We start from the raw sequence: 24,715 nt of genomic DNA, 5'->3' as shown, positions 1-24,715 counted from the left end.
TCGCCCGCGGTTCCAGGACCCCGGTCGGGCACCCCACGGTGCCCGGCCGGGGTCGTCCGCTTTCCGCGAGGGGGTCCTGACCAGGAGATTTATTCCTGCATCCGGAGAATGTGACGGAGGTCATGCGCCGGAAGAGAAGATTCCGTTCTGCGCGGGTGTCCACTCCGCGGGAATTGCCGACGTACGGACCTTGCTGAATGGGTGGCCAGGAGGCCCGGGAGGGGTGATCATGAGAAGTCCAGAGCGCACTTCCCATGAGGAGGCACGGGTGGCCGAGACTCTGAAGAAGGGCAGCCGGGTGACCGGCGCCGCGCGCGACAAGCTCGCGGCAGACCTGAAGAAGAAGTACGACTCCGGTGCGAGCATCCGGGCGCTGGCCGAGGAGACCGGCCGGTCGTACGGGTTCGTGCACCGGATGCTCAGCGAGTCCGGAGTCACACTGCGCGGCCGCGGCGGTGCGACCCGCGGCAAGAAGGCGGCCGCGGCCTGACACCGGGCCGGGACCGCGGAAAGCCGAGGCAACAAGCAACCAGTGACCCCCGGTCGGCCACTGGGTCGGCTGGGTGGTTACTGTGCAGTCACTTAGTGGAGGCTGCACAGTACCCACCCGGAGGCCCAGATGGATCTGTTCGACAAGGACGGCGTACGGCTCACCGTCGACGACACGATCGCCACGGTGACGCTGACCAATCCGGCGAAGCGAAACGCTCAATCTCCCGCGCTCTGGCGGGCGTTGACGGAGGCCGGTCGGTCGCTGCCGGGCACCGTCCGGGTCGTCGTCCTGCGCGGTGAGGGCAAGTCCTTCTCCGCCGGTCTCGACCGGCAGGCATTCACCCCCGAAGGCTTCGAGGGGGAGCCGTCCTTCCTCGATCTGGCACGCGGTTCCGACGAACTGCTGGACGCCACGATTGCGGAATACCAGGAGGCGTTCACCTGGTGGCGGCGGAACGACATCATCAGCATCGCTGCCGTCCAGGGCCATGCCATCGGAGCCGGTTTCCAGCTCGCGCTCGCCTGCGACCTGCGCGTGGTCGCGGACGACGTGCAGTTCGCCATGCGCGAGACCAGCCTGGGCCTGGTCCCCGACCTCGGCGGCACCCAGCCGCTGACCGCCCTGGTCGGGTACGCGCGCGCCCTGGAGATCTGTGCCACCGGACGCTTCGTCCACGCGGAGGAGGCCGAACGCATCGGCCTGGCCAACCTGGCCGTCCCCGGCACCGAGCTCGACTCCGCCGTGCGCGACCTCACCGCGGCCCTGCTGGCCGCCCCGCGCGAGGCGGTGATCGAGACCAAGGCCCTGCTCCGGGGCGCGTCCGGCCGCGGCTACGACGAGCAGCGCACCGCTGAACGCGCCGCGCAGGCGCGCCGGCTCCGCGACCTCGCCGGACTCGCCGACTGAGGCCCGCCGCCCGCGCCGCCCGCGGCCCCGGTCCGCCGCGGCCGGACCGGCCGACCGCGGCGCAGGGTTCCGGTACGCCTAGAACCCGTGCCGGGCGCCGCCGTCCACCGGGAGCATGACGCCGGTCAGGTACGAGGCCGCGGGCGAGAGCAGGAACGCGGCCGTGCGGCCGAACTCCTCCGGAGTGCCGTAGCGGCGCAGCGGGATCCGGGACTCGTTGGACGCGCGGGCCGCCTCCGCGTCACCCGAGAGCGAGTCCAGCTCGCGCACGCGGTCCGTGTCGATCCGGGCCGGCAGCAGCCCGACCACCCGGATCCCCCGCGGCCCCAGCTCGTCCGCCAGCGACTTCGCGAAGCCGGCCAGCCCCGGGCGCAGCCCGTTGGAGATCGTCAGCCCGGGGATCGGCTCGTGCACCGACCCGGACAGCACGAAGCCGATGACCCCGCCCTCGCCCAGCTCGGCGGCGGCCTCGCGGGCCAGCCGGACCGCCCCGAGGAACACCGACTCGAACGCGGCCGCCCACTGCTCGTCCGTGTTGTCCGCGGCGAAACCGGGCGCCGGGCCGCCCACGCTCACCAGCACGCCGTCGAAGCGCCCGAACCGCTCCCGCGCGGCCCCGATCAGCTGCCGGGCCGACGCCGGGTCGGAGTTGTCCGCCGCGATCCCCACCGCGTTCGGGCCCAGCCGCGCCGCGGCCTCCTCGACGCGCCCGGCGTCCCGGCCGCTCAGCACCACCTTCGCGCCGTCGGCGGTCAGCTCCCGTGCGGAGGCGTAACCCAGCCCGCGGGTCGCGCCGGTGACGACGTAGACACGGTCCTTCAGTCCAAGATCCATGCCCTACACGCTAACGGGCGGCGCTCCGCTCTCGGCGGCGGCCTGCGCGGTCGCCGCCTCCCGGTCCCGCTTCTCCCGGCGCACCAGGACCAGCCAGCCCACCGGCACACCCGCCGCAAACATCCACCACTGCACCGCGTACGCCATGTGCGCGCCGATGGAGTCGTGGTCCGGGGCCGCCACCGGCTCCGGGCTGCCGCCCGCCGGGACCGGCCCGGTCAGCTCGACGTACCCGCCGAGCACCGGCCGGCCCAGCGTCCGTGCCTGCTGCCCGCTGTTGATCAGCATCACCTGGCGGTCCGGCAGGCCCTTGCGGTCCTTGATGCCGCTGCCGCCGCTGGTCTCGTCGGCCTTGAGCCGTCCGGTGACGGTGACCTGCCCGGCCGGCGGGGCCGGTACCGGGGGATAGGCGCGCGGGTCGTCGGCGCCGTCCACCCAGCCCCGGTTCACCAGCACCGCCCGGCCGTCCGCCAGGAGGAGCGGGGTGACCACGTGGAAGCCGACCTTGTCGTCGTTGGAGGTCCGCATGCGGACCACCACCTCGTGGGTCCGGTCGTACGTGCCGGTGGCGGTGACGGCCCGCCAGTAGTCGGAGCGGGGCACCTCGTGCCCGGGGGAGGTCAGCTCCGCCACCGGGACGGGCGCGGCGTCCAGGTTCGACGCGATCAGTTCGTTCTGTGCGACCCGGTGCTCATGGCGGTGGAACTGCCAGAACCCCAGCTTGATCATCGTGGGGATGAGGACGAGGGCGACGAGGGTGAGGCACACCCACTGCCGGGTCAGCACGAAGCGGTACACGCCTCCGACGGTACCTTCAGGGGCGGGGGCGGTTGCGCGCGGGTCCGGGACGCCCGTCTCCGCGCGCGGTGGGACGCCCGCCCCCGCGCGCGGATCCCGGAGGCCTCCGGTCGCGGTCGGACGCGGTCAGCCGGGGTCAGACGCGGTCGACGATGCCCACCTTCCCTTCCGAGCGGGCGCAGTGCGCCCCGCAGTACCAGGAGCCCTCGACCTCGACGCCCTGCCCGATGATCTGGACCCGGCAGTGCTCGCAGATGGGCGCCATCCGGTGGATCGCGCAGGAGAAGCAGTCGAAGACGTGCACCGCGCCCTGCGCGTGCACCTCGAAGGACATGCCGTAATCGTTTCCGCAGACCTCACAACGTGCCATGCGCCACAGAGTGGGACCGCGGGCCCCGGCGGGCCAGCGGGCGCCGGGCGAGTCGGCCGCGGCTCACCCGTCTGCCGGAGCCACGTCCCGGAGCAGCTGGGTGAAGGCGGCCTCGTCCACGATCGGGGTGCCGTAGGACTGCGCCTTGACCACCTTCGAGGTGGCCGAGTCGGGGTCGTTGGTCACCAGCAGGCTGGTGACCCGGGACACGCTGGTCGCCACGTGCAGCCCGGCCTCGACCGCCCGGTCCTCCAGCAGCTCCCGGTCCACCGAGGTGTCACCCGAGAAGGCGATCCGCATGCCCTGCCTGAGCGGGCTGCCGTCGGTGAACCGCCCCGGGTTCGGATACGGGCACGGCGGCCGCTTCCGGGAGGGCCGCCAGCTGTTCCGGCCCGCCGAATGGCCGGCCTGGTAGCCGATCCGGGGCGTCGCCGGGGAGTCCGTCCACTCCGTCAGCGGCCGGCACTCCAGCAGCGGCAGCCGTACGCCGTCCCGCGCCGCCGCGTGCAGCGACGGGCGGAACGCCTCCGCCAGCACCCGGGCGTCGTCGAGCGCGTGGTGCGCGCGCTGCTGCACCACCCCGTAGTGGGCGGCGAGCGACTCCAGCTTGTGGTTGGGCAGCGGGAGGTTCAGCTCCTTCGACAGGGCGATGGTGCAGAGCCGCTGGCGGACCGGCGGGGCCGACTCGGCGCGCGCGTACTCCCGGGCGATCATCTGCCAGTCGAACATGGCGTTGTGGGCGACGAGCACCCGGTCCGAGAGCCGCTCGGCGAACTCGGCGGCGATCTCGCCGAACAGCGGGGCGTCTTCGAGCACCTCGCTCGTCAGCCCGTGGATCCACACCGGCCCCGGGTCCCGCTGCGGGTTGACCAGCGTGTACCAGTGGTCCTCCACGTTGCCCTGCGCGTCGAGCCGGTAGACGGCGGCGGAGACTATCCGGTCGTCGCGAGCGAGCCCGGTGGTCTCCACGTCGACGACCGCGTACCCCTGGGGGTACGCGGCCGGCCACGTCGTGTCTGCGGTCGTACGGTCGTCGAGCATGGTCACAGAGGATACGGGCCCCGACTGACACCGCGGGACGGAAGTGCCCGCTTCCGGCCTTCCGGGCGTCGCCTCACCCGAGTTCGGCCACCGGGTCCCCGGCCGTGACCGGGGTCATACCGGCGGGCCGCCCCCGAGGGCCCGGGGGACGCTACGGGTGCCCGCGGGGGGCGTCCGGCGCCAGCAGGGAGCCCACCAGGGCCCGGACCGACAGCAGGAACAGCCGTTCCGGGTCGGCCGGGCGGGACAGGGCCCGGGACAGGGCCGGATCGCCGGGCACCGCGGCCGGGTCCCACACCTCGCCCTCGGCCGGGGCCTGGGCGGGGGCGCGCTCCCGGTTCCGCTCCACCAGGACGAAGCCGACGATCTGGAACTGGACGGCGCGCACCGCCTCCGCGGCCCGGGCCCCGCGCAGCCCGGCCGCGTGCACCTCGTGCACCAGGGCCTGCTGGGCCGGGAGGAACATCCGCTCGGTGAGGCCGCGTTCGTGGACCATCGCGATCAGGTGCGGGCGGGCGCGCAGTTCACGGCGCAGGCCCCGGGCCACCGAGACGATCCGCTCCGCGGGGGTGCGGCCGGCCGGGCGGACCGCGCCCATCTCCCGTACGGTCCGCTCCACGAGGGCGTCCAGCAGCTGCTCGCGGTTGCCCACGTGCCAGTAGATGGAGGTCACCGCCGTGCCGAGGCCGGCGGCCAGCCTGCGCATGCTCAGCGCCCCCGGTCCGTGCTGCCGGACCAGCCCCGCGGCCGCGTCGAGGATCTCCTCGCGGGTCAGCGCACCCCTCGTCATCGTCCCCCCACCGGTCCTCCCCGATCCGTCGGCCGATCCGCCGGCGATGCACAAGGCCGCTGCGCTCAGCCGATGCGCAGAGCCGATGGGCAAGGCCGATGTGCCAGCCAATCTGGCGATCCGTCAGTTCTCGTGCGTGCAGCCCTCTTTACCCCTCATCGGCTGTCGGTGTAACTGTGTTACAGAACCGACGACGAAGGGTGGTCCACCCATGGCACGCGTACGGTACGGCGCGCGGACCGAAGCCGAGACGGCGGCCTCGCGCGAGAAGAGCTCCTCCCTCCCCGACATCTGGTCCACGGGCGTGGTCGCGGTCTGGGAGACCGACCCCGACGTGGTCGCGGCCGTCCTCCCGCCGCCGCTCAAGCCCACCGGGCGGCCCCTGGTCCGGGTCAACATCAGCAAGGTCGACCTGCCCGGGTATCCGCTCGGGGCCGGTTCGGTCGCCGTCGCCGCCCACCACGGAGGAGTGGACGGCTGGTACCCGCTGGTGATGCCGATGACCCACGAGAGGGCGCTGACCGGAGGCCGCGAGGTGTTCGGCGAACCGAAGAAGCTCGGCGAGGTCACCGTCGAACGCGAGGGCCTCGTCGTCTCCGCCGCCCTCGCCCGGCACGGCATCGCCTTCGTGGAGGTCCGCGGCGCCGTCGACAGCGAACTGCCCCTGCCGGCCCCCGTGCAGAAGACCGACTTCTACTTCAAGTTCCTCCCCGCCGTGGACGGTTCGGGCTTCGACGGAGACCCCGTCCTGGTCCACTGCACCCGAAACGAGAAGGTCAGGAAGCTGGAGCGGATCACCGGCGACGTGATCCTCCGCGAGTCCATGTACGACCCGGTCGCCGACCTCCCGGTCCGCCGCCTGGTCGAGATCACCATCGGCGAGAAGACCACCGACCAGAAGGGCCGCGTGGTGGAACGGGTCAGCTCCCAGGCCCTCCTCCCGTACGTCCACCAGCGCTACGACGACCCGCAACAGGCCCACGACGGTCCGCCCGAGGGGAGCGTGTGAGATGGAGCTCGAAGCAGGACAGGTGGCCGTCGTCACCGGCGCCGCGAGCGGCATCGGCCTCGCCATGGCCCGCCGCTTCGCCGCCGAGGGGCTCCGCGTCGTCCTCGCCGACGTCGAGGAGGGGGCCCTTGCCAAAGCCGCGGGCGAACTCTCCGCGGACGGCGCCGAGGTCCTGGCCCGCACCGTCGACGTCTCCAAACGCGACAGCGTCCTCGCCCTCGCCGACGCCGCGTACGACGCCTTCGGCGCCGTCCACGTGCTGTGCAACAACGCCGGGGTCGGCTCCGGAGCCGAGGGCCGGATGTGGCAGCACGAACCGAACGACTGGACATGGGCCTTCGCCGTGAACGTGTGGGGCGTCTTCCACGGCATCCAGGCCTTCGTCCCCCGCATGATCGAGGGCGGCGCCCCCGGCCACGTCGTCAACACCTCCTCCGGCGACGGCGGCATCGCCCCGCTGCCCACCGCCTCCGTCTACGCCGTCACCAAGTCCGCCGTGGTCACCATGACCGAGTCGCTGTACGCCCACCTGCGGGCCGAGCGCGCCCGGATCGGCGCGAGCGTCCTCTTCCCCGGCCCGCACATGCTGCGCACCGGCCTGTGGGAGTCGCACCGCAACCGGCCCGAGCGGTACGCCAAACAGCGCCCGCGCCGCACCCCGTACCGCACCCTCGACCAGTACGAGGCCGCGATGAAGCAGGCCGGGCAGGAGGTGCTGTTCACCCCGGTCGAGGAGGTCGCCGGGCACGTCGTCGACGGCATCCGCGCCGACCGCTTCTGGATGCTGCCGCCGAGCGAGCACAGCGACCGGCAGATCCGCGCCCGGTCGCAGTCCATGCTGGACCGCGCCAACCCCGCCTACCTGGAGAGCTTCATCCTCGACTGAGGGGCCTGCCATGCCTGACGAGACGTACGAAGACCCGTACCTGATCATCTCCTCCGACTGCCACGCGGGCCTGCCCACCGAGCAGTACCGCCCCTACCTCGACTCCCGCTTCCACGCCGCCTTCGACGAGTTCCTCGGCCAGCGGGACGCCCGCCGCGAGGAGGCCACGCGCCTCGGCGTCCGCAACGAGGCCTTCGCGCAGAAGTGGTTCCACGACCACGAGGAGGGCCTCAGGGGCGGCTGGGACAGCACCCAGCGGCTCAAGGAACTCGACGGCGACGGGGTGGCCGGCGAGGTCGTCTTCCCCGACGCCGACGCCGTGGACAGCCAGACCGCCGCCCCCTTCGGCGTCGGCCTCGGCCTCTCCGGCGACCAGGACCCCGAGCTCGGCATGGCGGGCGCGCAGGCCCACAACCGCTGGCTCGCCGAGTTCGTGTCCCGGAACCCCGAACGGCACTGCGGTGTCGCCCTGCTCCCCATCACCGGGGAGCCGGACAAGGTCGTCGCCGAGATCCACCGGGCCAAGGAGTCCGGCCTCGGCGCCCTGATGATCCCCTCCATGTGGGTGGACCGGGCGCCCTACCACGACCGGCGCTACGACCCGGTGTGGGCGGCCGCGGCCGAGACGGCCATGCCGATCGTGACCCACTCCGGGGCCGCTCCCCGCCACGAGTACGGCGACCACCTCGGCATCTACGTCTCCGAGGTCACCTGGTGGCCGGCCCGTCCGCTGTGGTTCCTGCTCTGGTCGGGAGTCTTCGAGCGGCACCCCGGCCTGAAGTTCGGGGTCGCCGAGTCCGGCTGCTGGTGGCTGCCCAACCAGCTGTGGTTCATGGACCGGCTCTACCTGGGCGCCCACGGCGGGAAGAAGCTGTCCCCCTTCGCCGAGCTGAAGCGCCCGCCGAGCGAGTACCTGGACCGGCAGGTGTTCGTCTGCGCCACCAACACCAAGCGGCGCGAGCTCGCGCAGCGGTACGAGATCGGCGTGGACAACATCCTGTGGGGCTCGGACTTCCCGCACCCCGAGGGCACCTGGCCCCACACCCGGACCTGGCTGAAGAACACCTTCCACGACATCCCGGTCGCCGAGACCCGCCGCATGCTGGGCCTGGCCGCGGCCGAGGTGTTCGGCTTCGACACCGGGAAGCTCGCGCCGCTGGCCCGCCGCATCGGCCCCACCCCGGCCGAACTCGGCCAGTCGCCCGACCAGGCCGCCGTCGAGGCCTCCTGGGCCCGCTCCCGCGAGGTCGGCCGGCACTGGCTGACCGAACACGACTTCCCGGTCCTGGGGGTGGACGCATGAGCGGCGGCGCGGCGGAGGACCGCTACACGGTCGTCTCGGCGGACTGCCACGCGGGCGCCGACCTGCTCGACTACAGGCCGTACCTGGAGAAGAAGCACCACGACGACTTCGACGCCTGGGCGGCCACGTACGTCAACCCCTACGAGGACCTCCTCGCGGACACGGCCGACCGCAACTGGAACTCGGCACGGCGGCTGGCGGAACTGGAGGCGGACGGCATCGTCGCCGAGGTCGTCTTCCCCAACACCATTCCGCCCTTCTTCCCCAAGGCCTCGCTGATGGCGCAGCCGCCGACGCGGGCCGAGTACGAGCAGCGCTGGGCCGGGCTGCAGGCGCACAACCGCTGGATGGCGGACTTCTGCGCGGACGCGCCGGGCCGGCGCGCGGGCGTGGTCCAGATCCTCCTCAACGACGTGGACGCGGCGGTCGCCGAGATCCGCCGCACCCGCGAGGCCGGCCTGACCGGGGGCATCCTGCTGCCCGGCGTCCCGCCCGGCTCGCCCGTCCCCGAGCTCTACTCGGCCGCCTACGACCCCATCTGGGCGGTCTGCGCGGAGCTGGACGTACCGGTCAACCACCACGGCGGCTCCGCGTCGCCGCCGCTGGGCGACGAGCCGGCCGCGCGGGCCGTCTTCATGGTGGAGACGACCTGGTTCTCGCACCGCGCCCTGTGGCACCTCATCTTCGGCGGCGCCTTCCGGCGCCACCCGTCGCTCAAGCTGGTCCTGACCGAGCAGGGCTCCGGCTGGATCCCGGGCGTGCTGGAGATGCTGGACTACTACCACGGCCGGCTGGTGGGCGCGGCGACGCGGGCCGCGACCGCCGAGTCCAAGTTCGGCGCGGGGCTGGCGGAGGCGATGGGCAAGGGCCCGAGCGAGGTCTGGCGGGACAACTGCTTCGTCGGCGCCAGCTTCATGCGGCCACACGAGGTCCCGCTGCGGGACCGGATCGGCCTCGACAAGATCATGTGGGGCAGCGACTACCCGCACGACGAGGGCACCACGCCGTTCTCCCGCGAGGGCCTGCGCATCGCCTACGCCGGCCTTCCGCGCGAGGAGGTCGCGGCCATGGTCGGCGGCAACGCGGCCCGCGTCTACGGCTTCGACCCGGCCCTGCTGGACGCGCTGGCCGCGAAGCACGGCCCGCTCGTCGCGGAGATCGCCGAGCCCTTGACGGCCGTCCCGCCGGAGGCCACCAGCCCGGCCTTCGCCAAGGGGGGCTCGGTCCGGGTCTGGTGACGTACGGGTCCCGCCGGGCGGATCAGAAGGGGTTCAGCCACTTGATCCGCTCGGGCGGGATCCGCTCCAAACCTTCGACCTCGATCTTCGTGCTGAGCGCGACGGTCAGCCCGTCCAGGCCGGAGAGCGGTGTCAGGTCGGTAGTAGCTCCCTGTGCCGGTCAGGGTCAGCTCCCGGCCCGCTTCGACCTGGCCGTTCCTGATCAGCCAGTACGCGAACCGCTGGAGCAGCAGGATCTGCTCGTCCCGCGTGAGGTACACGCCCTCCACCCCGCCGATCTCGCGCTCCGTGTCCCGCCGGACCAGCAGCATGTCCAGCGCCGCGTCGTACAGCTCCTTGCGGGCGCGCGGCAGTTGCATGCGGCGGTCCCGGTTCAGCGCGCAGAGCAGAGCGCACATCAGCGGATTGGTGGCCAGCCGTCCCAGGTCGCGGCGGGCGGACACGGCTTCCAGGAGCGATGCCTCGTACGGGTCGAGGTCCTCGCCCGGGCATTCCGCGCGGGCGGCCCGGTGCCAGTGGGCGACGAACGCCCCGATGTCCTCCCGCTCCATCGGGAGCAGCGAGTGGGGGGTGAACCCCTGACCGGCGAGCCAGTCCTCCGGCACCGCCGACGGCCGGGTGGTCACCACGTACCGGGCCACGGGGAACGCGGAGACCAGCGAACGGAGCCAGTGCTCCGTCCGGGTGCGCAGTCGCTGCGGGACCTCGTCCACGCCGTCGACCAGGACCAGCGCCCGGCCGCTCAGCATGAGGTCCTCCACCCAGCCCGGCGGGGCCGACATGGGCACCCCGGAGGCCTTGAGGAAGTCCTCCGGCATGGGCAGGGACTCCGTGGTGGTGAACGACCGCAACCGCAGCACGAACGGGACGCACGTCGCCCACGGCCCGTCCGCCTGACGGGCCGCGTTCAGCGCCAGCCGCTGCAGCAGCGTGCTCTTGCCGGAGCCCGCCGGGCCGCGCAGCAGCACCCGGTCCGAGGTGCCGAGCGCCTGTTCCGCGCGGAGCGCCGCCGGCCGGGCCGGGGTGGGGGTCAGGCCCGCGCCCGGTGCCCGGCCCAGTTTGGCCCGCGCCAGGGCCGTCGCAGCCGCTCCCGCCGCCCGTAGGACGGCCGTCTCGAACCCCGTCATGCGCCCTCCCCTTGTACCCGCGGTAACCCGTCCGGATACTGATCGGTAACAACCCCTAGCGGCACCCCGGAACCCGCCCCTAAGGTGCGCCCATGCCAAACCTGCCCGATGTCGTGCTGTGGTCCATACCCGCCTTCGTCCTGCTCACCGTCATCGAGATGGTGAGCTACCGCCTCCATCCCGACGACGATGCCGCCGGATACGACGCCAAGGACGCGGTGACCAGCCTGACCATGGGGATCGGCAGCATCGGCTTCGACCTGCTGTGGAAGATCCCGGTCGTCGCCGTCTTCACCGCCGTCTACGAACTCACCCCGCTGCGGGTCCCGTTCCTGTGGTGGACCGTCCCGCTGATGCTGCTCGCCCAGGACTTCCTCTACTACTGGCAGCACCGCGGCCACCACGTCGTCCGGATCCTGTGGGCCTGCCACGTGGTGCACCACAGCAGCCGCAACTTCAACCTCACCACCGCCCTGCGGCAGCCCTGGACCAGCGCCACCACCTGGTGGTTCTACCTGCCGATGGTGGCCCTGGGCGTGCACCCGGCCGTGATCCCGTTCTGCTACGGGATCAACCTCCTGTACCAGTTCTGGGTCCACACCGAGCGCATCGGCAAGCTGCCCCGGCCCTACGAGTACCTCTTCAACACCCCCTCCCACCACCGCGTCCACCACGCCTCCCAGGGCGGCTACCTGGACCGCAACTTCGGCGGGATCCTGATCGTCTGGGACCGGATGTTCGGGTCCTGGGTGGGCGAGGCCGAGCAGCCGGTCTACGGGCTCACCAAGAACATCGACACCTACAACCCGCTGCGGGTGGCCACCCACGAGTACGCCGCCATCGCCCGGGACGTCCGCGCCGCCCGCTCCTGGCGCGAGCGCGCCGGCCGGGTCTTCCGCGGCCCCGGCTGGCAGCCGCGGACCGCCGGCCCGGCCGAGCCCGCCCCCACCGCCCCCGCCACCGCCACGGCGCAGCCCACCGCCACCGCGCAGCCCGCCCCGGCTCCCGCCGCCGACGGCGCCCCCGCGCCCGCACCCTCCGAGAGCGCCGCATGACCGCCGCCCCCCGCCGGATCCCCTCCTGGGCCGCCGCGCGCACCACGGCCGGCCTGGCGTCCGCCCGGCGCCGTGACCGGGCCGGCCGGGCCGCGCTCATCGGCTTCGCCGTCGCCGCCGCCGGCGACCTCGGCTCGCTGCTGGCCGGCTGGGACCCCGGGCACGTCCTCTTCAAGCCGCTGCTGATGCCCCTGCTGATCGTTTACGTGCTCACCCTGGGCGCCCCCCGCCTCCTGGTGGCGGCGCTCGCCTTCGGATGGGGCGGGGACACGGCCCTGCTCTTCGACGCCGACGCCGCCTTCCTCGTCGGCATGAGCTCCTTCGCCCTGGGGCACGTCTGCTACCTCGTCCTCTTCGGGAAGCGGTCCGCGCCCCCGCTCCTGGGGGCGGCGTACCTCCTCGCGCTGGCCGGCACGATCTCCCTGCTCTGGGGCGACCTGCCCGCCGAGCTCCGCATCCCGGTGGCCGGCTACAGCCTGCTGCTGGCCGCCATGGCCTTCCGGTCGAGCGCGCTCGGTGTCCGGGCGGCGCTCGGCGGCGCGCTCTTCCTGCTCTCCGACACCCTCATCGCCACCGGCGTCGCCGAATGGCCGCAGCCGCCGCGCCCCGACTTCTGGATCATGCTGACCTATCTGGCCGCCCAGTACCTGCTGGCCACCGGCGTCCTGGCCGCGGGCACCGCGCCCGCGGGTGCGCCCGAGGCAGGGCGGACCGGGGGCGGGACGGACCGCGGTCGGACAGGCGTACGGTAGGGGAGGTCATACAAGACTCAACCATCTACGCCGGAGGACTGCACCACCATGCGCGCCACCGTCATCCACGCCCCGCACGACATCCGCGTGGAGGAGGTGCCCGATGCCGCGATCCGGCAGCCCGAGGACGCCGTCGTCCGCGTGCTCCGCGCCTGCATCTGCGGCAGCGACCTCTGGGCCTACCGCGGCAACGCCGAGCGACAGCCGGGCCAGCGCATCGGCCACGAGTTCCTCGGCGTCGTCGAGGAAACCGGCCCCTCCGTCACCGGCCTGCGCGCCGGCGACCTGGTCGTCGCCCCCTTCATGTGGTCCGACGGCACCTGCGACTACTGCTCCGAGGGCCTGCACACGTCCTGCGTGCAAGGCGGCTTCTGGGGCTCGGTCGGCCACGACGGCGGCCAGGGCGAGGCCGTCCGCGTCCCGCACGCCGACGGAACCCTGGTGAAGCTGCCCGCCGACGCCGTCTCCGACGGCCGGCTGCTGACCGGGCTGCTCGCGCTCTCCGACGTCATGGGCACCGGCCACCACGCGGCCCTGGGCGCCGGCGTCCGGGCCGGCTCCACCGTCGCGGTGGTCGGGGACGGCGCGGTCGGCCTGTGCGGTGTCCTGGCCGCCAAGCGGCTCGGTGCCGAGCGGATCATCGCCCTGGGCCGGCACGCGGCCCGTACCGACATAGCCAAGCTGTTCGGCGCCACCGACGTGGTCGCCGAGCGCGGGGAGGCCGCCGAGGCGGCCGTACGCGAGCTCACCCGCGGGCAGGGTGCGCACTCCGTCATCGAGGCCGTGGGCACCGAGCAGTCCATGCGCACCGCGGTGAACATCACCCGCGACGGCGGTGCCATCGGCTACGTGGGGGTGCCGCACGGCAGCGGCACCGGCCTCGACCTCGGTGTCATGTTCGACCGGAACATCACCCTGCGCGGCGGTGTGGCCCCGGTCCGCGCCTACATCCCGGAGCTGCTGGAGGACGTCCTGAACGGCGTCATCGACCCGGCGCCGGTGTTCGACCGGGAGGTGGGCCTGGACGAGGTGCCCGACGGCTACCGCGCGATGGACGACCGCAGCGCGCTGAAGGTCCTCATCACCCCCTGAAGGTCCTCGGCACGCCCTGAAGCTCCTCGTCGCACCCTGAACGCCTGAACGCCTGAACGCCTGAACGCCCGAACGTACGGAGGGGCCGGGCGGGATGTTTCCCGCCCGGCCCCTCCGGCGTTCTCCGGATCCCGCGGCCCCCTGACCGACGGATCCCGCTACACCGCTACTTGACCGCGTTCAGCGCGTTGACCAGGCCGTGGCCGTAGTAGCCGGTCTGGCCCCACTTGCTCTGGCAGGTGGTGGCGTCGATCAGGTTGCCCGTGGCGTCGTAGACCTTGTCCGGGCAGGCGAGCTTGTCGGCCTGGGACTTCAGCAGGCGCTGCAGCTGGGCCGGGGTGGCGTTCGGGTGGGTGCTCTTGAGCAGCGCGGCGACGCCCGCGACGTGCGGCGAGGCCATCGAGGTGCCCTGCTTGTAGCCGTAGCCGCCGCCCGGGAGGGTGGACAGCACGCGGCCGTTGGCGTCCGGGGTGCCCGGGGTCTGCCACTTGTCGCCGCCGGGTCCGGCCACGTCCACCACGCCCAGGCCGTAGCTGGAGTAGTAGGACTTCAGTCCCTTGTCGCCGGTGGCGGAGACGGTGACCACGCCGGGGAGCTGCGTGGGCATGTCCAGGCAGACCTTCGGGTCGATGGTTCGCGGCACCGGGGTGGCGTCGTCCGGGCTGGTGTCGTCGAGGATCGAGTCACCGGCCAGGTCGTGGTCGGAGTTGCCGGCCGAGGCGACGGACAGCACGCCCTTCTTCTCCGCGTACCGGGTCGCCCGGGTGAGGGCCTCGACCAGCGCGCCCTGGTCGGCGTCCGCCTTGCAGTTGTAGAGCCAGGGGTCGACGTAGTAGCTGTTGTTCGTCACCTCGATCCCCTTCTCGGCGGCGAACATGAAGCCGCAGACGACCGCCTCGGTGTAGAAGAGGCTGGTGCCGGGCTCGCTCACCTTGATGCCGGCGACCTTCACGCCCGGCGCGACACCGCTGATGCCCACGCCGTTGCGGGCCGCGGCGATGGTGCCGGCCACGTGGGTGCCGTGGTCGCTGCCGTCGGCGTAGGGACGCCAGGCGCCCTCGGAGGTGTCGGCGACGCCGCCCACACAGTTGGCCGACTGCTCGCGGGAGAAGTTCGGGGCCAGATCGGGGTGGGTGTCGTCCACACCCGTGTCGATGACGCCCACCGTGACGCTCCGGCTGCCATCGTTGATCTTGTGCGCCTGGTCGGCCTTGATCGCGCGGAGGTCCCACTGGTTGGCCTCCAGCGGCTCCTCGCCCGGTGCGGCCGCCGCCGCGGCCTTGGCGGCGTCGGCCGCGCTCAGCTTCTGCGTGCTGCCCTCCTCGGTGGTCTGCACCGGGGTCAGCGGGGCCACACGGGTGGCGCCGACGGACACGAAGAGGCTGCGCTGGGCCCGCAGCTGCCGGGCGAAGTCGGGGTTCTGGGAGTGCGCGACCACGACGCCTATCTGCTCATACGCCGTCACCACCGTTCCACCGGCCCGCTCGATGGCCTTCCTGGCCTGCTTGGCCGTCCCGTACGCGGTCAGGTTCGCCACGTACGAGAGCTTCGGACCGGTGGCCGGTGCGGCCGTCACGCCCGAGTCCTCGGCGGGGGCGGCACTGGCCGACACCGCCGGGAGGAAGGCGAGCGAGGCCGTGAGGGCCAGGCCGACCGGTACCGCGAGAGCGCGCGAGCGGCCGGATCCCAGATGAGCCATGGGTTCTCCACATCATCCGTGAAAAAGCCGTCCTGACGCGGGTCGCGTCGGACGGGTTCATGACAGGTGAACCTAGCCGCCCCGTTCGGGTTTGCGCCATCAGTTCGACGAACAGGTCGTGCGGAAGTTCCGGAAGTCACGACGGGCGGTGAACCGCGCCGCTCCGGGTTCCGTGCCGTTGCACAGGGGGGATCAGCACCATCACCCCCACGGAGGTCGTTTTGTCAGCCGTTCCCACCGCATCCGCTTCGCAAGGAGAACCTCCCGTGACCACCGAAGCAGCGCCGCCGCCCGGCGGCCCGGACACCCAGTCGGCGACCCTCCCCGCAGAGCGCTTCGCCGCCGTCCAGGCCGGCCCCGAATTCGGCGAACTGCGGCGCACCCACCGCTCCTTCGCGTTCCCCCTCACCGCGGCCTTCATCGCCTGGTACCTGCTCTTCGTCCTGCTGTCCAACTACGCGGGCGGCTTCATGGGGACCAGGCTGTTCGGCAACATCAACGTCGCGCTCGTGCTCGGCCTCGGGCAGTTCGCCACCACCTTCCTCATCGCCTGGTGGTACTCGCGGCACGCCGCCGCCAAGCTCGACCCGCGCGCACGGGCCATCAAGGAGCGCATGGAGGCCGGGGAATGAGCGCCGCACACGCCCTCGCCGCCCACACCCACGCCGCACACGCGCACCCCCTCGCGGCCGGCGGCGCCTCCGAACACCGGCCGCTGATCATGACCCTGTTCGGGCTGTTCGTGGTCGCCACGCTGATCATCACCGTCTGGGCGGGCCGCCAGACCCGCGGCGCCGCCGACTTCTACGCCGGCGGCCGCCAGTTCACCGGCTTCCAGAACGGCCTCGCCATCTCCGGCGACTACATGTCCGCCGCGTCCTTCCTCGGCATCGCCGGCGCCATCGCCCTCTACGGCTACGACGGCTTCCTCTACTCCATCGGCTTCCTGGTCGCCTGGCTGGTCGCGCTGCTCCTGGTCGCCGAACCGCTCCGCAACTCCGGCCGCTACACCATGGGCGACGTCCTGGCCTACCGGATGCGCCAGCGGCCCGTCCGGACCGCGGCCGGCACCTCCACCATCGTGGTCTCGATCTTCTACCTGCTCGCCCAGATGGCCGGCGCCGGCGTACTGGTCTCCCTGCTGCTCGGGATCAAGAGCGACGGCGGAAAGGTCGCCATCGTCGCCCTGGTCGGCATCCTGATGATCGTCTACGTCTCCATCGGCGGGATGAAGGGCACCACCTGGGTCCAGATGGTCAAGGCGGTCCTGCTGATCGCCGGCGCCCTGCTGATCACCTTCATGGTGCTGTGGAAGTTCGACTTCAACGTGTCCGACCTGCTCGGCGAGGCCGCCGAGAACAGCGGCAAGGGCACCGCCTTCCTGGAGCCCGGCCTGAAGTACGGCGCCACCGGGACCTCCAAACTGGACTTCTTCTCCCTCGGCCTCGCCCTGGTCCTGGGCACCGCCGGCCTGCCGCACATCCTGATCCGCTTCTACACGGTGCCCACCGCCAAGGCCGCCCGGAAGTCCGTGAACTGGGCCATCGGGATCATCGGCGCCTTCTACCTGATGACCATCGCCCTCGGCTTCGGCGCCGCCGCACTGCTCAGCCGGGCCGACATCATCGCCTCCAACCCGTCCGGCAACACCGCCGCCCCGCTGCTCGCCCAGGAGATCGGCGGCGGCCCCGACTCCACCGGCGGCGCCGTCCTGCTCGCGGTGATCTCCGCGGTGGCCTTCGCGACCATCCTGGCGGTGGTGGCCGGCCTCACCCTGGCCTCCTCCTCGTCCTTCGCGCACGACATCTACGTCAACGTGATCCGCAAGGGGCAGGCCACCGAGAAGGAAGAGGTACGGGCCGCCCGCTGGTCCACCGTGGTCATCGGCGCGGCCGCCATCGGCCTGGGAGCCCTGGCCCGCGACATCAACGTGGCCGGCCTGGTGGCCCTCGCCTTCGCCGTCGCGGCATCCGCCAACCTGCCGACGATCCTCTACAGCCTCTTCTGGAAGCGCTTCACCACCCGGGGCGCCCTGTGGTCGATCTACGGTGGCCTGATCTCATCGGTGGTCCTCGTGCTCTTCTCGCCGGTGGTGTCCGGCAACCCCAAGAGCTCGATGTTCAAGGGCATGGACTTCCACTGGTTCCCGCTGGAGAACCCCGGCATCATCTCGATCCCCCTGGGCTTCCTGCTCGGCTGGCTGGGCACCGTACTGTCCAAGGAGCAGGCCGACCCCGGGAAGTACGCCGAACTGGAGGTCCGCTCGCTGACGGGAACAGGGGCGCACTGAGATCCTCCGAACACCGAGCGTGGCCGCGTCGTACGGACATACGACGCGGCCGCGTTACGTCTCGTTCATTTGGCGACGTCAACAAGCCACAGGGGTGGCGTAGTCTCGATCACGACGGATACTCACCGGACAACCCCGGAACGCACCTCACAGAACCGGACAGGGGAGGAGGCCCACAGTGCTTCTCGACACCTACGGCCGCGTTGCCACCGACCTGCGCGTCTCGCTCACCGACCGGTGCAACCTGAGGTGCACGTACTGCATGCCCGAAGAGGGCCTGCAGTGGCTCGGCAAGTCCGACCTGCTCACCGACGACGAGATCGTCCGCCTCATAGAGATCGCGGTGACCTCACTCGGGGTGACCGAGGTCCGCTTCACCGGCGGCGAGCCCCTGCTCCGCCCCGGCCTCGTCGGCATCGTCGAGCGCTGCGCCGCCCTGGAGCCGCGCCCCCGGATGTCCCTCACCACCAACGGCATCGGCCTCAAGCGCACCGCCGCCGCCCTCAAGGCGGCCGGTCTGGACCGGGTCAACGTCTCCCTCGACACCCTGCGCCCCGAGGTCTTCAAGACCCTCACCCGCCGGGACCGGCACAAGGACGTCATCGAGGGCATGGCCGCGGCCCGGGACGCGGGTCTCACCCCGGTCAAGGTCAACGCCGTCCTGATGCCCGGCCTCAACGACGACGAGGCACCCGACCTGCTCGCCTGGGCCGTCGAGCACGAGTACGAGCTCCGCTTCATCGAGCAGATGCCGCTGGACGCCCAGCACGGCTGGAAGCGCAGCGGAATGATCACCGCCGGTGACATCCTGCAGTCGCTGCGCACCCGCTTCGAGCTGACCGAGGAGGGCCAGGAGGCCCGCGGCGCGGCCCCGGCGGAGCGCTGGCTCGTCGACGGCGGCCCGGCCACGGTCGGCGTCATCGCCTCGGTCACCCGGCCGTTCTGCCGCGCCTGCGACCGCACCCGCCTCACCGCCGACGGCCAGGTCCGTACGTGCCTGTTCGCCACGGAGGAGTCCGACCTGCGGGGCGCGCTGCGCTCCGGTGCCGCGGACGAGGAGATCGCCGACCTCTGGAAGAAGGCGATGTGGGGCAAGAAGGCCGGTTCCGGCCTGGACGACCCCTCCTTCCTGCAGCCCGCCCGCCCCATGTCGGCGATCGGCGGCTGACGCCGGCGGCCGACCGGCCGGGCGCCCCTCCGGGCAGACGTTCGCACGGCGAAAGGCCGGCCCACCGGGCCGGCCTTTCGGGTTTCCGCCGCCTTACGCCCCCTCGGGGTCCTGCCACTCGTCGAACCTCACCACGTCCTTGAGGAAACCGCGCACGCCCAGGAACTGGGACAGGTGCTCGCGGTGCTCCTCGCACGCCAGCCAGGTCTTGCGGCGCTCGGGCGCGTGCAGCTTCGGGTTGTTCCACGCCAGGACCCAGACGGCCGCGTCGCGGCAGCCCTTGGCGGAGCAGATCGGGGTGGTCGGTTCGTCGGCGAAGAGGTTCACGCCCCCACCCTAAGAGACCCTCCACCCCGGGAGGCGCCGCGAAGACGACATGACGACGCCGGGCAGCCACGGGGGGAGCTGCCCGGCGTCGATGCGTCGCTCCGACGGGGGATGCGGAGCGCGTAGGCAGTATGTCACGCAGGACCCGGTGCGGTGCACCGGAACTTCATGATTGATCTGAGCTTTTCTTGAGGTTTCCCGCATCCAGGGCCGGACGCACGGGGGAGGGGATGAAGTTCGAAGGCAGTGCCGGGGTGTTCTCCCGTCCCGCGTTCGCGATGACCACCGCCACGTACGGCAGCAGCGCGCCGGCGATCAGGGTCACCACCGCCACATGGCGCTCCACGTTCCACAGGACCACGGTGAGTATCACCGAGACGGTCCTGATCGCCATCGAGATCACGTAGCGGCGCTGCCGCCCCCGCACGTCCTCCTGGAGCCCCATCCGGGCACCCGTGATCCGGAAGACCTCGGCTTCGTTCCGCTTCTTCACCCCTCCACGGTACGCCCGGCCCGTCGCGCCGGGGAGAGGGGGGCCACCGAACGGGGGTGCCCGAAATGCGTGGTTCACCGATCGGCCCGAAACTGGGCCCACACGGGCACATCCCGCCCCGAGGAGGCGACATGAGCTGGTTGTGGGCGATCATCGTCGGATTCGTGCTGGGCCTCATAGCCCGGGCCATCCTGCCCGGGAAACAGCATCAGCCGCTGTGGCTGACCACCCTGTTCGGCATCGTCGGCGCCATCCTCGGCAATGCCGTCGCCGGCTGGATCGGCGTACGCGAGACGGCCGGCATCGACTGGATCCGTCACCTCCTGCAGCTCGCCGGGGCCGTGCTCATCGTCGGGCTCGGCGACATGGTCTACATGTCCCTCCGCGGCAGGCGCACCGCCTAGGAGGGAAACCGCGCGCGGCGGACGCACCGCGCACGGCACGGCACGGCGCACACACGGCGGAGGGGCCGGCGCGCGACGTGCCGCGCACGACACGGCGGAGGGGCCGGTACGGACGGGATCGTCCGCACCGGCCCCTCGCCGTGCGTCGTGTCGAACCGGGCCGGGCCGAGCCGGAAGTGTGTCACCTCCGGCCCTCGCCGCCCCCGGTCAGATGCCGGTGACCTCCACCGCGGCCAGGTTCTTCTTGCCGCGGCGCAGCACCAGCCAGCGCCCGTGCAGCAGGTCCTCCTTGGCGGGGACCGCGTCCTCGGCGGTGACCTTCACGTTGTTCACGTAGGCGCCGCCCTCCTTCACGGTGCGCCGCGCGGCCGACTTGCTGGCCACCAGGCCGGTCTCGGCGAACAGGTCGACCACCGGCACCAGTCCCTCGGTCCTGGCGTGCGGCAGCTCGGAGAGCGCCGCGGCCAGCGTGGCCCCGTCCAGCTCCGTCAGGTCGCCCTGACCGAACAGCGCCCGGGAGGCGTTGATCACGGCGGCGCACTGGTCGGCGCCGTGCACCAGCGTGGTCAGCTCCTCGGCGAGCGCCCGCTGGGCGGCCCGCATCTGCGGCCGCTCGGCGGTCTGCGCCTCCAGCTCCTCCAGCTCCGCGACGGACTTGAAGGAGAGGATCCGCATGTACGTCGAGATGTCCCGGTCGTCCACGTTCAGCCAGAACTGGTAGAACGCGTACGGCGTGGTCATCTCCGGGTCGAGCCAGACGGCCCCGCTCTCGGTCTTGCCGAACTTGGTGCCGTCCGCCTTGACCATCAGCGGAGTCGCCATCGCGTGCACATGGGCGTCCGGCTCCACCTTGTGGATCAGGTCGAGGCCGGCCACCAGGTTGCCCCACTGGTCCGAGCCGCCCTGCTGCAGGGTGCAGCCGTGCCGCCGGTACAGCTCCATGAAGTCCATGCCCTGCAGCAGCTGGTAGCTGAACTCCGTGTAGCTGATGCCCTGGTCGGACTCCAGCCGGCGGGCGACCGAGTCCTTCGTCAGCATCTTGTTGACGCGGAAGTGCTTGCCGATGTCCCGCAGGAACTCGATCGCGGACATGCCGGCGGTCCAGTCCAGGTTGTTCACCATGGTGGCCGCGTTCTCGCCCTCGAAGGACAGGAACGGCTCGATCTGCGCCCGCAGCCGGTTCACCCAGTTCGCGACCGTCTCCGGGTCGTTCAGGGTGCGCTCGGCGGTCGGCCGCGGGTCACCGATCTGACCGGTGGCCCCGCCGACCAGCGCCAGCGGCCGGTTGCCGGCCTGCTGGAGCCGGCGCATGGTGAGCACCTGCACCAGGTGCCCCACGTGCAGCGAGGCCGCGGTCGGGTCGAATCCGCAATAGAACGTGACCGGGCCGTCCGCGAACGCCTTGCGCAGGGCCTCTTCGTCGGTGGACTGCGAGAACAGCCCGCGCCACTTGAGTTCGTCGACGATGTCGGTCACGGTCGTGACTCTCCTTGGGATGGAGTGAGTAGGGGTGCGGATGAGGGTTCCCGCACATTCTAGGTGGTCAGACGCCCTGGCTTACCGAACTCATGTTGAAATCGGGGATACGCAGAGCGGGCATCGCGGCCCTGGTGAACCAGTCGCTCCACTCGCGCGGCAGGGTCTTCTCGGTCCGTCCGGCCTCGGTGGCCCGGGAGAGCAGGTCCACCGGCGACTCGTTGAACCGGAAGTTGTTCACCTCCCCGGTCACCTCGCCGTCCTCCACCAGGTACACGCCGTCCCGGGTCAGCCCGGTCAGCAGCAGCGTGGCCGGGTCGACCTCGCGGATGTACCAGAGGCAGGTCAGCAGCAGACCGCGCCCCTGGTGGCCTGTGGCCGCGACCATCTCCTCCAGGGACTTCGTCCCGCCCGCGTCGAGGATCAGGTTGCCGAAGCCGGGGGCCTGCGGGAGCCCGGTGAGCTCCGCGGTGTGCCGGGTGGTGGTCAGCCGGTTCAGCTCGCCGTCCCGGATCCAGTCGGTGGCGGGCACCGGCAGGCCGTTGTCGAAGACGGACGCGTCGTCGCCCGAGCTGTGCGCGATCACGAAGGGCGAGGACTCCAGCCCCGGCGCGGCCGGGTCGCTGCGCAGGGTCAGCGGCAGCCGGGACAGCTTCTCGCCGAGCCGGGTGCCGCCGCCGGGCTTGGAGAAGACCGTCCGGCCCTCCACCGCGTCCCGGGCCGCCCCCGACCACATCTGGTAGATCAGCAGGTCCGCCACGGCCGTCGGCGGCAGCAGGGTCTCGTACCGGCCGGCCGGCAGCTCGGTCCGCCGCTCCGCCCAGCCCAGCCGTACGGCCAGCTCCGCGTCCAGCGCGGTCGGGTCGACGTCCCGGAAGTCCCGGGTGGACCGGCCGGCCCAGGCCGAGCGCGGCCGGCCGTCCGCGGCCGGGGCCTTGGCGTTGACCTCCAGGGTCCCGTTGGGCTGGTCGTGCCGCAGCCGGAGCCCCGTCGAGGTGCCGAGGTAGCTGGAGACCAGCTCGTGGTTGGCGAAGCCGTACAGCTCGCGGCCGCCCGCGCGGGCCCGGGCGAAGGCCTCGCCGAGCGCCGGCGCGAACTCCGCGAACACCGCCGAGGAGGTCTCGGCCGGAGCCTCGGTGAAGCCCGGGGAGGCCGGCGTGCCGGTGACCAGCGGCTGCGCGTCCTCGGCCGGGCCGGCCGTGCGGGCGGCCGCCTCGGCGGCGCGGACCAGCGGCTCCAGGTCGGCGGCGGTGACGGCGCCGCGGGAGACGACCCCCGAGGCCGTGCCCTCCTTGCCGTCGACGGTGGCGATCACCGTCAGGGTGCGGCCGCGGGTCACCCCGTTGGTGGTGAGCGCGTTGCCCGCCCAGCGCAGGTTCGCGGTGGACTCCTCGTCGGCGATGACGACGCAGCCGTCGGCCGTGGACAGCTCCAGGGCCCGCTCGACGATCTCGTGCGGCTTGGTGTGGTTCGGCGCCATCAGCGTCCCGCCTCCTGCGTGGTGTTCAAGATGTTGACGCCGCGGAACAGCGCGGACGGGCAGCCGTGCGAGACCGCCGCGACCTGGCCCGGCTGGGCCTTGCCGCAGTTGAAGGCGCCGCCCAGGACGTACGTCTGCGGCCCGCCGACCGCCTCCATCGACCCCCAGAAGTCGGTGGTCGTGGCCTGGTAGGCGACGTCGCGCAGCTGGCCGGCCAGCCGGCCGTTCTCGATCCGGAAGAACCGCTGCCCGGTGAACTGGAAGTTGTAGCGCTGCATGTCGATCGACCAGGAGCGGTCGCCGACCACGTAGATCCCGCGCTCCACCCCGCCGATCAGGTCCTCGGTGGACAGCCCGCCCGGGTCCGGCTGCAGCGACACGTTCGCCATCCGCTGGACCGGGACGTGGCCGGGGGAGTCGGCGAACGCGCAGCCGTTGGAGCGCCCCAGGCCCGTCAGCTTCGCGATCCGCCGGTCCAGCTGGTAGCCGACCAGGGTGCCGTTCCGCACCAGGTCCCAGCTCTGGCCCTCGACGCCCTCGTCGTCGTACCCGATGGTGGCCAGGCCGTGCTCGGCCGTCCGGTCGCCCGTCACGTTCATGATCGGGGAGCCGTACTTCAGCTTGCCCAGCTGGTCGAAGGTGGCGAAGGAGGTCCCCGCGTACGCCGCCTCGTAGCCCAGCGCCCGGTCGAGCTCGGTGGCGTGGCCGATGGACTCGTGGATGGTCAGCCACAGGTTCGAGGGGTCGACCACCAGGTCGTACCGGCCCGCCTGCACGCTCGGCGCGCGCATCTTCTCGGCCAGCAGCTCCGGGATCCGCTCCAGCTCGCCGTTCCAGTCCCAGCCGGTCCCCGTCAGGTACTCCCAGCCGCGTCCGGCCGGCGGGGCGATGGTCCGCATGGAGTCGAACTCGCCGGTCTTGTCGTCCACGGCGACCGCGGTCAGCTGCGGGTGGATCCGCACCCGCTGCTGGGTGGTCACCGTCCCCGCCGTGTCGGCGTAGAACTTGTTCTCGTGGACGGCGAGCAGCGAGGCGTCCACGTGGGCCACCCCGTCGGCCGCCAGCAGCCGCGCGCTCCAGTCGGCGAGCAGGGCCGCCTTCTCCTCGTCGGGCACCTCGAAGGGGTTCACGTCGTAGGCGGAGATCCACGTCCGGTCCGCGTGCACCGGCTCCTCCGCCAGCTCCACGCGCTCCTGGGAACCCGCCGCCCTGATCACCTTGGCGGACAGCTGGGCCATCGCCACGGCCTGCGAGGCGACCCGGGCCGCGCCGTCCATGGTGAGGTCCACGCCCGAGGCGAAGCCCCAGCTGCCGCCGTGCACGACCCGGACCGCGAGCCCGAGGTCGGTGGTGTCGGAGCCGCCGGAGGGCTTGGCGTCACGCAGCCGCCAGGAGGCGCTGCGGATCCGCTCCAGCCGGAAGTCGGCATGCTCGGCGCCCAGCGCGCGGGCCCGGGCGAGCGCCGCGTCGGCGAGCGCCCGCAGGGGCAGCGCGGTGAAGGCCGCATCGATGGAATGGGGCACGGAAAGTCCTCCCAGGTCGGGAACGGTCGCTCCGATCATGTCGCGCCCGGACCCGTCGTGCCTACCACTTTCTGTAGGGACTCGACAGAGCCCGTCCCGAGGCCCTGTTGATGCCAGAGTCCTCGAACGGCGGAGCGGACCGCTAGGTTTTCGGTAACCAG

General features: G+C 72.2%; 24 protein-coding genes and 1 pseudogene. 13 read left to right on the top strand and 12 right to left on the bottom strand.

Annotation, left to right across the window (positions count from 1 at the left end):
* Nucleotides 1–268: 268 nt before the first annotated feature.
* Both AB0O36_RS20770 and AB0O36_RS20765 read left to right on the top strand, forming a co-directional pair.
* Entirely contained in the window at nt 269–490 is a 222-nt protein-coding gene (locus AB0O36_RS20770) for a helix-turn-helix domain-containing protein (RefSeq protein WP_007263382.1), read from the top strand.
* A 129-nt stretch (nt 491–619) separates the two neighbouring features.
* Nucleotides 620–1,399, top strand: a complete 780-nt coding sequence (locus AB0O36_RS20765; RefSeq protein WP_365112368.1) for an enoyl-CoA hydratase/isomerase family protein — start codon at nt 620–622, stop codon at nt 1,397–1,399.
* A gap of 78 nt (nt 1,400–1,477) precedes the next feature.
* On the opposite strand, the gene AB0O36_RS20760 is transcribed toward AB0O36_RS20765, so the two are convergent.
* The 5 genes from AB0O36_RS20760 to AB0O36_RS20740 form a co-directional block, all read right to left on the bottom strand.
* Nucleotides 1,478–2,233: an SDR family oxidoreductase gene (locus AB0O36_RS20760; RefSeq protein ID WP_365112365.1), complete on the bottom strand. Its 756-nt coding sequence runs from the start codon at nt 2,231–2,233 to the stop codon at nt 1,478–1,480.
* A 3-nt stretch (nt 2,234–2,236) separates the two neighbouring features.
* Nucleotides 2,237–3,031 (bottom strand): SURF1 family protein, encoded by a 795-nt coding sequence (locus AB0O36_RS20755; protein ID WP_365112362.1) that lies wholly within the window; start codon nt 3,029–3,031, stop codon nt 2,237–2,239.
* A 136-nt stretch (nt 3,032–3,167) separates the two neighbouring features.
* On the bottom strand, nt 3,168–3,401 hold the full coding sequence (locus tag AB0O36_RS20750) for a hypothetical protein (protein ID WP_365112359.1): 234 nt from the start codon (nt 3,399–3,401) through the stop codon (nt 3,168–3,170).
* Nucleotides 3,402–3,464: 63 nt separating this feature from the next.
* Nucleotides 3,465–4,448 (bottom strand): DEDDh family exonuclease, encoded by a 984-nt coding sequence (locus tag AB0O36_RS20745; protein WP_365112357.1) that lies wholly within the window; start codon nt 4,446–4,448, stop codon nt 3,465–3,467.
* A gap of 145 nt (nt 4,449–4,593) precedes the next feature.
* A complete protein-coding gene (locus AB0O36_RS20740; protein ID WP_365112354.1) occupies nt 4,594–5,232 on the bottom strand; it encodes a helix-turn-helix domain-containing protein in 639 nt (212 codons plus the stop codon).
* A 211-nt stretch (nt 5,233–5,443) separates the two neighbouring features.
* Here AB0O36_RS20740 and AB0O36_RS20735 point away from each other — a divergent pair, with 211 nt between their 5' ends.
* From AB0O36_RS20735 to AB0O36_RS20720, 4 genes are read left to right on the top strand one after another with little or no spacing between them, the layout of a single operon-like run.
* Nucleotides 5,444–6,241, top strand: coding sequence for an acetoacetate decarboxylase family protein (locus AB0O36_RS20735; RefSeq protein WP_365112351.1), 798 nt, complete (start codon nt 5,444–5,446; stop codon nt 6,239–6,241).
* A gap of 1 nt (nt 6,242) precedes the next feature.
* The gene (locus AB0O36_RS20730) at nt 6,243–7,127 is read left to right on the top strand and encodes an SDR family NAD(P)-dependent oxidoreductase (protein WP_365112348.1); all 885 of its coding nucleotides are present in this window, start codon (nt 6,243–6,245) and stop codon (nt 7,125–7,127) included.
* A 10-nt stretch (nt 7,128–7,137) separates the two neighbouring features.
* Nucleotides 7,138–8,430 (top strand): amidohydrolase family protein, encoded by a 1,293-nt coding sequence (locus tag AB0O36_RS20725; protein ID WP_365112345.1) that lies wholly within the window; start codon nt 7,138–7,140, stop codon nt 8,428–8,430.
* A complete protein-coding gene (locus tag AB0O36_RS20720; RefSeq protein WP_365112342.1) occupies nt 8,427–9,668 on the top strand; it encodes an amidohydrolase family protein in 1,242 nt (413 codons plus the stop codon). Before AB0O36_RS20725 ends, AB0O36_RS20720 begins: the two co-directional genes overlap by 4 nt.
* Before the next feature lie 182 nt (nt 9,669–9,850).
* On the opposite strand, the pseudogene AB0O36_RS20715 reads toward AB0O36_RS20720, so the two are convergent.
* Nucleotides 9,851–10,672 (bottom strand): annotated as a pseudogene (locus AB0O36_RS20715) (NACHT domain-containing protein); the annotation flags it as partial.
* 215 nt (nt 10,673–10,887) lie between these two features.
* Between AB0O36_RS20715 and AB0O36_RS20710 the strand changes: the two are divergent.
* Genes AB0O36_RS20710 through AB0O36_RS20700 form a run of 3 tightly spaced genes read left to right on the top strand, consistent with a single transcriptional unit; the run spans nt 10,888 to nt 13,694 of the window.
* Nucleotides 10,888–11,850: a sterol desaturase family protein gene (locus tag AB0O36_RS20710; protein ID WP_365112339.1), complete on the top strand. Its 963-nt coding sequence runs from the start codon at nt 10,888–10,890 to the stop codon at nt 11,848–11,850.
* Complete coding sequence (locus AB0O36_RS20705; protein ID WP_365112336.1) at nt 11,847–12,602, top strand: lysoplasmalogenase; 756 nt, start codon at nt 11,847–11,849, stop codon at nt 12,600–12,602. The genes AB0O36_RS20710 and AB0O36_RS20705 overlap by 4 nt, the downstream gene beginning before the upstream one ends.
* Nucleotides 12,603–12,650: 48 nt before the next feature.
* Nucleotides 12,651–13,694: a zinc-dependent alcohol dehydrogenase family protein gene (locus AB0O36_RS20700; RefSeq protein ID WP_365112333.1), complete on the top strand. Its 1,044-nt coding sequence runs from the start codon at nt 12,651–12,653 to the stop codon at nt 13,692–13,694.
* A 166-nt stretch (nt 13,695–13,860) separates the two neighbouring features.
* Here the strand turns inward: AB0O36_RS20700 and AB0O36_RS20695 are convergent, their stop codons facing one another.
* Nucleotides 13,861–15,393 (bottom strand): S8 family serine peptidase, encoded by a 1,533-nt coding sequence (locus AB0O36_RS20695; RefSeq protein ID WP_365112330.1) that lies wholly within the window; start codon nt 15,391–15,393, stop codon nt 13,861–13,863.
* 266 nt (nt 15,394–15,659) lie between these two features.
* Between AB0O36_RS20695 and AB0O36_RS20690 the strand changes: the two genes are divergently transcribed.
* The 3 genes from AB0O36_RS20690 to moaA all read left to right on the top strand — a co-directional run bounded on the left by AB0O36_RS20690 (nt 15,660) and on the right by moaA (nt 18,851).
* Nucleotides 15,660–16,025, top strand: coding sequence for a DUF485 domain-containing protein (locus AB0O36_RS20690; RefSeq protein WP_365112327.1), 366 nt, complete (start codon nt 15,660–15,662; stop codon nt 16,023–16,025).
* 89 nt (nt 16,026–16,114) lie between these two features.
* A complete protein-coding gene (locus AB0O36_RS20685; protein WP_365112646.1) occupies nt 16,115–17,683 on the top strand; it encodes a cation acetate symporter in 1,569 nt (522 codons plus the stop codon).
* Between the two features lie 178 nt (nt 17,684–17,861).
* Nucleotides 17,862–18,851, top strand: a complete 990-nt coding sequence (gene moaA / locus AB0O36_RS20680) for a GTP 3',8-cyclase MoaA (RefSeq protein WP_365112324.1) — start codon at nt 17,862–17,864, stop codon at nt 18,849–18,851.
* Nucleotides 18,852–18,944: 93 nt separating this feature from the next.
* Here moaA and AB0O36_RS20675 read toward each other — a convergent pair whose 3' ends face one another.
* Nucleotides 18,945–19,178, bottom strand: coding sequence for a hypothetical protein (locus tag AB0O36_RS20675; RefSeq protein WP_365112321.1), 234 nt, complete (start codon nt 19,176–19,178; stop codon nt 18,945–18,947).
* A gap of 166 nt (nt 19,179–19,344) precedes the next feature.
* A complete protein-coding gene (locus AB0O36_RS20670; RefSeq protein WP_365112644.1) occupies nt 19,345–19,623 on the bottom strand; it encodes a DUF3099 domain-containing protein in 279 nt (92 codons plus the stop codon).
* A 179-nt stretch (nt 19,624–19,802) separates the two neighbouring features.
* Between AB0O36_RS20670 and AB0O36_RS20665 the strand changes: the two genes are divergently transcribed.
* On the top strand, nt 19,803–20,075 hold the full coding sequence (locus AB0O36_RS20665; protein WP_365112318.1) for a GlsB/YeaQ/YmgE family stress response membrane protein: 273 nt from the start codon (nt 19,803–19,805) through the stop codon (nt 20,073–20,075).
* Between the two features lie 207 nt (nt 20,076–20,282).
* Here AB0O36_RS20665 and tyrS read toward each other — a convergent pair whose 3' ends face one another.
* The 3 genes from tyrS to AB0O36_RS20650 form a co-directional block, all read right to left on the bottom strand.
* Nucleotides 20,283–21,551 carry a tyrosine--tRNA ligase gene (tyrS, locus tag AB0O36_RS20660; protein ID WP_365112315.1) on the bottom strand — a complete coding sequence of 423 codons (1,269 nt, stop codon included), beginning with the start codon at nt 21,549–21,551 and terminating at the stop codon, nt 20,283–20,285.
* Nucleotides 21,552–21,618: 67 nt separating this feature from the next.
* Complete coding sequence (locus tag AB0O36_RS20655; protein ID WP_365112312.1) at nt 21,619–23,031, bottom strand: metallopeptidase TldD-related protein; 1,413 nt, start codon at nt 23,029–23,031, stop codon at nt 21,619–21,621.
* Entirely contained in the window at nt 23,031–24,554 is a 1,524-nt protein-coding gene (locus AB0O36_RS20650; RefSeq protein ID WP_365112309.1) for a TldD/PmbA family protein, read from the bottom strand. The genes AB0O36_RS20655 and AB0O36_RS20650 overlap by 1 nt, the downstream gene beginning before the upstream one ends.
* Between the last annotated feature and the right edge of the window lie 161 nt (nt 24,555–24,715).

It is taken from the genome of Streptomyces sp. NPDC089799 (assembly GCF_040684755.1).
Taxonomy (GTDB): Bacteria; Actinomycetota; Actinomycetes; order Streptomycetales; family Streptomycetaceae; genus Streptomyces.
Note: the sequence above shows the minus strand (reverse complement) of the source record. Positions and strands in the feature narration are given on the sequence as shown.